This is a genomic window from Acidovorax sp. PRC11, from assembly GCF_031844105.1.
In the GTDB taxonomy this organism is placed as follows: Bacteria; Pseudomonadota; Gammaproteobacteria; order Burkholderiales; family Burkholderiaceae_C; genus Paracidovorax.
This window is the reverse complement of sequence record NZ_JAUZUQ010000034.1, coordinates 22,402-32,505: the sequence shown is the minus strand read 5'-3', so window position 1 is coordinate 32,505 and position 10,104 is coordinate 22,402. Positions and strand designations below refer to the sequence as shown.

Annotated in this window: 7 protein-coding genes; all 7 read right to left on the bottom strand. The window is 68.8% G+C overall.

From position 1 onward, the window contains the following. Positions 1-57 precede the first annotated feature (57 nt). The 7 genes from gshB to Q9R47_RS23045 all read right to left on the bottom strand — a co-directional run bounded on the left by gshB (position 58) and on the right by Q9R47_RS23045 (position 10,101). Entirely contained in the window at positions 58-1,008 is a 951-nt protein-coding gene (gene gshB, locus Q9R47_RS23075; RefSeq protein WP_311235453.1) for a glutathione synthase, read from the bottom strand. A 28-nt stretch (positions 1,009-1,036) separates the two neighbouring features. Continuing rightward, a complete protein-coding gene (locus tag Q9R47_RS23070) occupies positions 1,037-2,224 on the bottom strand; it encodes a benzoate/H(+) symporter BenE family transporter (RefSeq protein ID WP_311235452.1) in 1,188 nt (395 codons plus the stop codon). An 81-nt stretch (positions 2,225-2,305) separates the two neighbouring features. Next, complete coding sequence (locus Q9R47_RS23065) at positions 2,306-4,174, bottom strand: potassium transporter Kup (protein WP_311235451.1); 1,869 nt, start codon at positions 4,172-4,174, stop codon at positions 2,306-2,308. A gap of 183 nt (positions 4,175-4,357) precedes the next feature. Further along, a complete protein-coding gene (gshA, locus tag Q9R47_RS23060) occupies positions 4,358-5,653 on the bottom strand; it encodes a glutamate--cysteine ligase (RefSeq protein ID WP_311235450.1) in 1,296 nt (431 codons plus the stop codon). Between the two features lie 119 nt (positions 5,654-5,772). Further along, positions 5,773-7,239, bottom strand: a complete 1,467-nt coding sequence (locus tag Q9R47_RS23055) for a potassium transporter TrkG (protein ID WP_311235455.1) — start codon at positions 7,237-7,239, stop codon at positions 5,773-5,775. Between the two features lie 39 nt (positions 7,240-7,278). Then, the gene (trkA, locus tag Q9R47_RS23050) at positions 7,279-8,757 is read right to left on the bottom strand and encodes a Trk system potassium transporter TrkA (protein ID WP_311235449.1); all 1,479 of its coding nucleotides are present in this window, start codon (positions 8,755-8,757) and stop codon (positions 7,279-7,281) included. A 63-nt stretch (positions 8,758-8,820) separates the two neighbouring features. Beyond that, on the bottom strand, positions 8,821-10,101 hold the full coding sequence (locus Q9R47_RS23045) for a glutamate-5-semialdehyde dehydrogenase (RefSeq protein ID WP_311235448.1): 1,281 nt from the start codon (positions 10,099-10,101) through the stop codon (positions 8,821-8,823). Between the last annotated feature and the right edge of the window lie 3 nt (positions 10,102-10,104).

Sequence of the window (10,104 nt, the reverse complement as noted above, 5' to 3'; positions counted from 1 at the left end):
CCGGCTGTTGCTAATCTTCAGTAGCGAAGCCCACGAGTATAACAACAAAAATTGCCGTCAGCGCAAGTTCAATTGTTTTTCGAGCGCATCGATGAAAAGTGCCGGCACGTCGCACCCGGTCTGGTCATGGATCTCCTGGAAGCAGGTGGGGCTCGTCACGTTGATTTCGGTGACGCAGTCGCCGATGACGTCCACGCCGGCCAGCAGCATGCCGCGCTCCAGCAGCACCGCCCCGAGCTTGCGGCCGATCTCCATGTCCCGCTCCGTCAGGGCCCGGGCCACGCCCTTGCCGCCCGCCGCCAGGTTGCCGCGCACTTCCGATCCCTGGGGGATGCGGGCCAGGCAATACGGTACCGGCTCCCCTCCGATGATGAGGACGCGCTTGTCGCCTTCCGAGATCTCGGGGAGGAACTTCTGCACCATGACGGTTTCGGCGCCCTCCTTATTGAGGGTCTCGATGATGCTGCCCAGGTTGAGGCCGTCGGCCTTCACGCGGAAGATGCCCATGCCGCCCATGCCGTCGAGGGGCTTGAGGATGACGTCCTGGTGCTCCTGATGGAAGGCGCGGATGTCCTGGGCGTCCCGCGTGACGAGCGTCGGGCCGATGAGGTCCGGGAACTCCATGATCGCCAGCTTTTCGGGATGGTCGCGCAGGGCGCGCGGCTTGTTGAAGACGCGCGCGCCGTCCCGCTCCGCCTGTTCGAGCAGGTGGGTGGCATAGAAGTACTCGCTGTCGAAGGGGGGGTCCTTGCGCATCAGCACCGCGCCGAAGGAGGACAGCGCCGCCTGGCGTTCCCCGGTGGCGGCGTACCAGTCCTGCGCGTCGCCCGTCAGGTGGAGGTCGCGCACGCGCGCGAGCACCTGGCTGCCCTGCTGCCAGCGGATGTGGCGCGGCTCGCAGACGCTCACCGTGTGGCCCCGGCGCTGTGCCTCCCGCATCATGGAGAAGGTCGTGTCTTTGTAGATCTTGAAGTGTTCTACGGGATCTGCAACGAAAAGAAGGTTCATGGTGTCGTCGTCTGGCGAGTGGATGGCGTCAGGCACCGCGGGTGCGGCGTCCGTACTGTTGCACAAATAGCGTGAACACGCCGGCCATGGCGCCCCAGAACGCGGAGCCCACCCCGGCGATCACGACGCCGCTGAGGGTCACGAGGAAGGTGATGAGGGCGGCCTCGCGGTGGGCATCTTCCCTCAGCGCGGTAGCGAGGCCGCCGCCGATGGTTCCGAGCAATGCCAGTCCGGCGATGGCGATCACCAGTTCCTGGGGGAACGCCGTGAGCAGCCCCGTGACGACCGCGCCGAAGAGGCCGACGACGACGTAGAGCGCGCCGCAGGCCACTGCCGCGGTATAGCGGCGTGACCGGTCTTCATGGGCTTCGGGGCCCATGCACATGGCCGCCGTGATGGCACTGAGGTTCAGGGCGTAGCCACCGAAGGGGGCCAGCACCAGTGTGGCAAGCCCGGTCATGGTGATGAGGCGGGACACCGGCAGGGGGTAGCCCGAGGCGCGGATGACCGCGACGCCCGGCAGGTTCTGCGATGCCATGGTGACGACGAAGAGGGGCAGCGCCAGGCCGATGAACGCGGAGAGGCTGAACTGCGGCGCCGTGAAGACGGGCACGGCCCATTCGAAGCGCATCTGCGAAACGGCGATCTGCCCGCGGAAGGCCGCGTAGGCGACGGCCACGGCCAGGGTGAGGACGACGGCGTAGCGCGGAAGGAAGCGGCGCGCGAGCAGGTAGCTCAGCAGCATGAGCGCCACCAGGGGCAGCGCGGTCTGTGCGGCGGCGAAGGCCTGGATGCCGAACCGTGCGAGCACGCCGGCGAGCAGGGCCGAGGCGATTGCCGCGGGAATGCGGTGCATGGCCCGTTCGAACCAGCCGGTGGCCCCCACCAGCGCGATCAGACAGGCGCAGACCATGAAGGCACCCACGGCCTCGCCCATGGAATAGCCACCCGCCAGGCCGGCGGAGGCGAGCACCGCGGCGCCGGGCGTGGACCATGCCACCATCACGGGCTGGCGAAGGATGAGCGACGGCACCAGGGAGCACAGCCCCATGCCGAGGCCGAGGGCCCACATCCAGGAAGTGGTCTGCGCGGGCGTGGCGCCGAAGGCCTGGGCCGCCTGGAAGACGAGGGTGACCGAGCTGGTGAATCCCACCAGGACCGCCACGAACCCTGCGGTGGCGGCGGACAGGCTGATGTCTTTGAAAAAGGAGCGCATGAGGGGGCGGATTCTGTCACCCCTCGCGCGGCGGTGCCCGGAGGCGGGCGGCCCGCCCTGCCCGCAGTGGGGCCCGGGCGATCAGATCTCGATCTTGGAGCCCAGCTCGACCACGGAGTTGCTCGGCAGGTTGAGGAAGCTGGCCGCACCGCTCGCGTTGTGGTGCATCTGCGCGAAGAGTTTTTCGCGCCAGGGCGCCATGCCGCTGCCGATGGTGGGGATGACCACGTCGCGCGAGAGGAAGTAGCTGGTGGTCATGGATTGGAGCTCGCAGCCGCGGCCACGCATCAGCGCCAGGGCGCCGGGCAGGTCCGGATCGTTCTTGAAGCCGTAGTGCACCGTGACCTGCCAGCAGTCGCCGCCCAGCGGTTCGACCTGCAGGCGCTTGTCGAGGCCGATCCATGGCACTTCGTGGCTGCGCACGGTGACGAACAGGTTCTGCTGGTGCAGCACCTTGTTGTGCTTCAGGTTGTGGAGCATGGCGTTGGGCACGGCCCCGGGCTCCGCGGTGAGGAAGACGGCAGTGCCCTCCACGCGCGTGGGGGGGCTGACGAACACCGCCGTGAGGAAGTCGCGCAGGTCGATGGCGTCGGCGCGCAGCTTCTCGTTGAGCAGCTCGCGCCCGCGCTTCCAGGTCATCATGAGGGTGAAGACGATGGAGCCGATCATGAGCGGGAACCAGCCGCCCTGCAGGAGCTTGAGCAGGTTGGACGCGAAGAAGGCCAGGTCCACCACGAAGAAGAAGCCCGTGGCGCCGATGCAGAGGGCCAGCGGGTAGCGCCATCCGTAGCGGATGACGAAGAAGGTGAGGACGGTGGTGATGAGCATGTCCAGCGTCACGGCGATGCCGTAGGCGGCCGCGAGGTTGCTGCTGGAACGGAACATGACCACGGCCAGCACGATGGCGATGAACAGCACCCAGTTGACGAACGGGATGTAGATCTGGCCGGTGTCGCGCACGCTGGTGTGCAGGATGTTGAGGCGCGGCAGGTAGCCGAGCTGGATGACCTGCTTGGTGACGCTGAAGGCGCCGGTGATGAGCGCCTGGGAGGCGATCACGGTGGCCATGGTGGCGAGGACGACGAGCGGGATGAGCGCCCAGTCCGGGGCCATCATGTAGAAGGGGTTCTTGACCGCTTCGGGCTCGGCGAGCAGCAGGGCCCCCTGGCCGAAGTAGTTGACGGTGAGGGCGGGCATGGCGACGCTGAACCACGCGAGGCGGATCGGCTTTTTGCCGAAATGCCCGAGGTCGGCGTAGAGCGCTTCCGCCCCGGTGACGCAGAGCACGACGGCGCCGAGGATGATGAAGCTGGTGCCCGGGTTGTTCCAGATGAATCCCAGGGCATGGTGGGGGCTCAGGGCCCCGAGGATTTCGGGGTGGCCGACGATGTGCGGCACGCCCAGGGCGGCGATCGAGGCGAACCAGACGAGCGTGACGGGCCCGAAGTAGCGGCCGATGCCTCCCGTGCCGCGCTTCTGCACGGCGAACAGGCAGAAAAGCACCACGAGCGTGAAGGGAATGACCGCCTTGCCGAAGTGCGGCGAGACCACCTCCAGCCCTTCGACGGCGGAGAGCACCGAGATGGCAGGCGTGATGACGCCGTCGCCATAGAAGAGCGAGGTGCCGAAGATGCCGATGCCCAGCAAGGCCGCGCGCAGCCGGGGCTTGTCCTTCACGGCCTGGGAGGCGAGCGCGAGCATCGCGATGAGGCCGCCCTCCCCGTTGTTGTCGGCCCGCAGCACGAGCACGACGTACTTCACGGAGACGATCGTGGTGAGGGTCCAGAAGAGGATCGAGAGAACGCCGTAGACGTTCTGGGGCGTGAAGGCCACGTGGCCGGAGCCGAAGACTTCCTTGACCGCATACAGCACGCTGGTGCCGATGTCGCCATACACGACGCCGATGGCGCCGAGCGTGAGCGCCGCTAGCGAGGATTTGGAGCTTTGCACTGCTGGGCCCCGGCAGCGCAGCGCCGTTCGGGGTTCCGGTGTTGGGGGACCGCTATTGTGACAAGGTGTGGCGGCGGCTTACTGTCCAGCCGCGCCGTGTTGCGGGCCCACCACTGCCCCTGGCGCCGCACGGCGCGGCATGGCAGGGGCCCGGCGGGACGCCCCGCGCCCGCGGCCCGCCGCTCACTCGTAGACTTCGGCTTCCGGGTTGGTGGCTTCGAGTTCATAGCTGGCGGCGAGCATGGCCAGGCGCGCGATGACGCCGTACATATAGAAGCGGTTGGGTGCGCTCGCGCCGGGCCGGGCGCCGGGCTGCGGCAGGTGGGTGCTGTGCTCGAACGCCAGGGGCACGAAGCTCGCGCCGGGGGCATTGAGGTTCTCGTCCACGCCGCGCTCGGCATGCATGCGGTAGAAGCCGCCGACCACGTAGCGGTCCATCATGTAGACGACGGGCTCGGCCACGGCCTCGTGCACGCGCTCCTGGGTGAGCACGCCTTCCTGGATGATGACGTCGCTCACCGTCTGGCCGTCCTTGATGACGGCCATCTTGTTGCGGCCCTTGCGGTTGAGCGCATCCAGGTCCTTGGCGTCGCGCACGGTCATGATGCCCATGCCGTAGGTGCCGTTGTCGGCCTTGACGATGACGAACGGCTTTTCGTTGATGCCGTATTCCTTGTACTTGCGGCGCACCTTGGCCAGTTGCGCATCCACCGCGGTGCGCAGGGCCTCGAGGCCGGAGCCTTCGGAGAAGTCGATGCCCTCTACATGGCTGAAGAGCGGGTGGATGAGCCACGGGTCGATGCCCAGCAGCTTGCCGAAGCGCTTGGAGACTTCTTCGTAGCTCTGGAAGTGCCGGCTCTTGCGGCGCACCGTCCAGCCCGCGTGCAGGGGCGGCAGCAGGTACTGCTCGTAGAGATCCTCGAGGATGCCGGGCGGGCCGGCGGAGAGGTCGTTGTTGAGCAGGATGGTGCAGGGGTCGAAGTTCTTGAGGCCCAGCCGCCCCTTGTCGCGCACCACGGGCTCGAGCGTGACGGAGTCGCCGTTCGGCAGCGTGACGGTGGTGGGCTTCTTGATCTCGGGGCTGATGGAGCCCACGCGCACGTTGAGCCCGGCCATGTTGAAGATGCGCTGCAGCTGGATCACGTTCGCGAGGTAGAACGTGTTGCGGCTGTGGTTCTCGGGAACAATGAGCAGGTTGCGCGCCTCGGGACAAATCTTCTCGATCGCGGCCATGGCGGCCTGCACCGCCAGCGGCAGCATCTCGGCGGTGAGGTTGTTCCAGCCGCCCGGGAAGAGGTTCGTGTCCACGGGCGCGAGCTTGAACCCGGCATTGCGGATGTCCACCGACGTGTAGAACGGCGGGGTGTGCTCCATCCACTCGAGCCGGAACCAGCGCTCGATCGCGGGCATGGCGTCGAGGATGCGTTGTTCGAGCTCGTTGATCGGCCCCGTGAGGGCGGTGATGAGATGCGGAACCATGGAGACCCTCGGAAAGCAGGGAGAGGCGGCGGCGGCGCGCCGATAAGTGGAGTCGATTGTAGGGATTTGGGGGCGCGGGCCGGGTTCGCAAGGCCGGCCAGCCAGCCCCTGCTCGACCGTCAGCGGCGCCAGAAGGCGGGCGTGAGCAGTGCCATGAAGCTGAGGATCTCCAGGCGGCCGAGCAGCATGGCGAGGGTGCAGACCCAGAGCTGGAAATCGGTGAGCACGGCGTAGTTGGCGGCCGGCCCGATGAGCCCGAGCCCCGGGCCGGTGCAGTGGACGCTGGCGATCACGGCGCTGAAGGCGGTGACCACGTCCAGGTCGGTGAGCAGCAGCACCATGCTGAGTACGGTGACGGTGGCGCCGTAGACCAGCATGTAGGCGAGCACGGCGAAGATCATCCGGTTCTCGACCACCGCCGCGCCCAGGCGCACGGGCTGCACCGCGCGCGGATGCACGAGCCGCGTCATCTCACGCCGTGCCTGCTGCAGCAGGATGAGCACGCGCACCATCTTGATGCCGCCGCCCGTGGAGCCCGCGCTGGTGGCGACGCCCGAGAGCATCAGCAGGAACACCGGGGCGAACACCGGCCAGCCGAGGTAGTCGGTGGTGGCGAAGCCCGTGGTGGTGGCGACGGAGACGGTGTGGAAGAGGCCGTGGCGCAGCGCGTCCAGCGGGGCGTAGACGCCCTTGGCCCAGAGCAGCAGCGACACGAAGAGGCCGCTGCCGAGCAGGGTGCAGACGGTGGCGCGCAGTTCCGGATCGCGCCAGCAGGTGCGCCAGTGGCCCTTGCGCAGCGCGACGAAGTAGAGCGCGAAATTGCAGCTCGCGAGCACCATGAAGACGATGGCGATCGCCTCCAGCAGCGGGGAGTGGAAGTGGCCGAAGCTCGCGTCGTAGGGCGAGAGGCCGCCCAGGCTCACCGTGGCGAACATGTGCATGAGCGCGTCGGGCACCGACATGCCGCCGGCCCAGAACGCGAGCGCGCAGGCCAGGGAGAAGACGACGTACACGCCCCAGAGGCCCTTGGCCGTCTGCGTCATGCGCGGGGTGAGCTTGGTGTCCTTGACGGGCCCGGCGGCCTCGGCCTTGAAGAGCTGGCTGCCGCCCACGCCGAGCAGCGGCAGCACGGCGACGGCCAGGATCAGGATGCCCATGCCGCCGATCCACTGCATGAAGGTGCGCCAGAGGTTGACCGACAGCGGGAGCGTGTCGAGCCCGGCGAGGACCGTGGCACCGGTGGTGGTGAGCCCGGAGACCGCCTCGAAGTACGCGTGCGTGAACCCGATGGGCCGGCCGACCGCATGCAGCGCCAGCAGGAGCGGCAGCGAGGCGAAGAGAGGCAGCACCAGCCAGACGAGCGACACCAGCATGACGCCGTGGCGGGGCTGCAGTTCGCGGGCATGGTGCCGGAGGCCGGACCACAGGCCGGCACCGCACGCGAGCGTGAGCACGAGGCTGGCCGCATAGACCGGCCAGAGGCCCTCGGCGGCCCAGGCGGAGGCGGCGAGCGGCACGCCCAGGGCGAACGCGAACATCGCCAGCAGCGCCCCGAACACGCGCAGCACCGGCAGCAGGTCGGGCACGGCCTCGGAGATGGCGGAGGACACGGACATGCGTGCGGATCAGAAGAAGGTGGCGCTCACGCGGAAGGCCTTCTCGACTTCGCGCACCAGCCGCTTGTGCGGAAGGAAGAAGACGACATGGTCGCCGCTCTCGATCACCGTGTGGCTCTGCGGGATGATGACCTCGGGCTCGCCGGCAGGCACCGGGGCGCCCTCGCCCGTATCGGCCGTGGCGCGGTCGGCGAGGCCGCGCACGATCAGGCCCATGTGGACGTCGTGCGGCAGGTGGATCTCGCTCACGCGGCGGCCGACCACGCGCGAGCTTTTTCGATCCCCGCGCGCGACGATCTCCAGCGCTTCTGCCACGCCACGGCGCAGGCTGTGGACGGCCTGCACGTCGCCGCGGCGTACGTAGGCGAGCAGTTCGCCCAGCATGGCCTGCGCGGGCGAGAGCGCGATGTCGATCTGGGTGCCGTGCATCAGGTCGGCATAGGAGCGGCGGTTGATGAGCGAGAGAACCCGGCTCGCGCCCATGCGCTTGGCGAGCAGGCAGGCCATGATGTTGTCCTCGTCGTCGTCGGTGATGGCGAGGAACAGGTCCACCTCCTCGATGCATTCGTCGCCGAGCAGGTCTTCGTCGGTGGCGTCGCCGTGCAGCACGAGCACGTCCGCGGGCAGCACCGAGGCCAGTTCCGTGCAGCGGTCGGCGTCCGATTCGAGGATCTTGATGTGGAAGCCGCCCTGTTCCGCCAGCTGGCGCGCGAGCCGCAGGCCCACGCGGCCGCCGCCGGCGATCATGATGCGGCGCACGGGATGCTGGGGGAGGCCGCCGCGCTGGTGCAGGGCCGCAAGCACCCGCGGGATCTGCTCGCGGGCGGCAAGCACGAAGACTTCGTCGCCCGCCTCGATGCGCGTGGCGCCGTCGCAGGCGATGAAGCGGTCGGGCTCTTCGGGGAAGCGGCGGTAGATCGCCACCACGCGCATGGCGACATCGGGCGCGCTGGCGCGCATGTCGGCGATGCGCATGCCCACCACGGGAGCGCCGCCGCGCGCGCGGACCGAGGCGAGGCAGGCGCGGCCGCCCGCGAATTCACGCACCTGCAGGGCCTCGGGGTACTGCACGAGCTTGCCGATGTAGCGCGTGAGCGATTCCTCGGGGCAAATGACGCGGTCGACCGCGAAGCCTTCCTTGCCGAGCAGCGAGCGGCCGCGGCCGTCGCCGGTGTCGAAGCCGGAGGAGCGCACGCGGGCGATGCGCGTGGGGATATTGAAGAGCAGCTGCGCGATCTTGCAGCAGACGAGGTTCGTCTCGTCGAGCGCGGCGCAGGCGATGAGCAGGTCGGTGTCGGCGGCGCCGGCCTCGGCCAGCACCTCCGGGTCGATGCCGCTGCCCACGACGCCGCGCAGGTCGAAGCGCGATTCCAGATCGCGCAGCCGGCGCGCATCGGTGTCGATGACGGTGATGTCGTTCTTCTCGGAGACGAGGCTGTCGGCCACGCTCTCGCCCACGCGGCCCGCGCCCAGGATGATGATCTTCATGCGGAGGGAACGATGGAGGGGATGGAGGACGCCGGCCGGGCAGCCGCCGCGGCCGGCAGGGGCTCAGCTGCGGATGTCGCCGTCGCCGAGCACCACCCACTTGAGCGAGGTGAGGCCTTCGATGCCCACGGGGCCGCGGGCGTGGAACTTGTCGGTGCTGATGCCGATTTCGGCGCCGAGGCCGTATTCGAAGCCGTCGGCGAAGCGCGTGCTGGCGTTCACCATCACGCTGGCCGAATCCACCTCGCGCAGGAAGCGCTGGGCGTGCATGTGGTCGCGCGTGAGGATGGCGTCGGTGTGGTGGCTGCCGTAGCGGTTGATGTGGGCAATGGCCTCATCGAGGCCGTCCACCACCTTGATGCTGATGACGGGCGCGAGGTATTCCTCGGACCAGTCCTGCTCGGTGGCGGGCACCAGCAGCGCGCCGGGCACGTCGGCGAGCAGCGCCAGCGCCTCGGGGCAGCCGCGCATCTCGACGCCCTTGGCGGCGTAGACCACACCGATCTGCGGCAGGAATTCGGCCGCCACGCCGCGCGCGACGAGCAGGCCCTCGCTCGCGTTGCAGGGGCTGTACTTCTGGGTCTTGGCGTTGTCGGCCACCTTGACGGCCATGGCGACGTCGCAGGGGTCGTCCACGTAGGTGTGGCAGTTGCCGTCCAGGTGCTTGATGACGGGCACCTTGGCCTCGCGGCTGATGCGCTCGATGAGGCCCTTGCCGCCGCGCGGGATGATGACGTCCACGTACTGCGGCATGGCGATGAGGTGGCCCACGGCCTCGCGGTCGGTGGTCTGCACGAGCTGCACGGCGTCGGTCGGCAGGCCGGCTTCCTCGAGCGCCTCCTGGACGATGCGGGCGAGCGCGCGATTGGAGTCGATCGCCTCGGAGCCGCCGCGCAGGATGCAGGCGTTGCCGCTCTTGATGCTGAGGCTGGCGGCCTCGATGGTCACGTTCGGGCGGCTCTCGTAGATCATGCCGAAGACGCCGATCGGCACGCGCATCTGGCCCACCCGGATGCCGCTGGGCTGCTGGCGCATGCCGGAGATCTCGCCGATCACGTCGCCCATGGCGGCGAGCTGCTCGCAGCCGAGCGCGCAGGTGTCCAGCACCCTGGGGGTGAGCTTGAGCCGGTCCACCATGGGTTCGGCGAGGCCGGCGGCGCGGGCGCGGTCGAGATCGCGGGCGTTGTCGGCCTGCAGCGCGGCGGTGTTCTCGCGCAGGCGGCGGGCCAGCGCGAGCAATGCCCGGTTCTTGACGGCGGCCGGCGCCCGGGCCATCAGTGCGGAGGCGGCCTTGGCCTGGGAACCGAGGGCATGGAGGGTTTCGGCGATGTGCTGCGCGTTCATGGG

Excerpts from the sequence above, each read along its gene's own strand:
- trkA (WP_311235449.1), bottom strand. The coding sequence starts at position 8,757 with ATGAAGATCATCATCCTGGGCGCGGGCCGCGTGGGCGAGAGCGTGGCC.
- Q9R47_RS23045 (WP_311235448.1), bottom strand. The coding sequence starts at position 10,101 with ATGAACGCGCAGCACATCGCCGAAACCCTCCATGCCCTCGGTTCCCAG.
- gshB (WP_311235453.1), bottom strand. The coding sequence starts at position 1,008 with ATGAACCTTCTTTTCGTTGCAGATCCCGTAGAACACTTCAAGATCTAC.
- gshA (WP_311235450.1), bottom strand. The coding sequence starts at position 5,653 with ATGGTTCCGCATCTCATCACCGCCCTCACGGGGCCGATCAACGAGCTC.
- Q9R47_RS23070 (WP_311235452.1), bottom strand. The coding sequence starts at position 2,224 with ATGCGCTCCTTTTTCAAAGACATCAGCCTGTCCGCCGCCACCGCAGGG.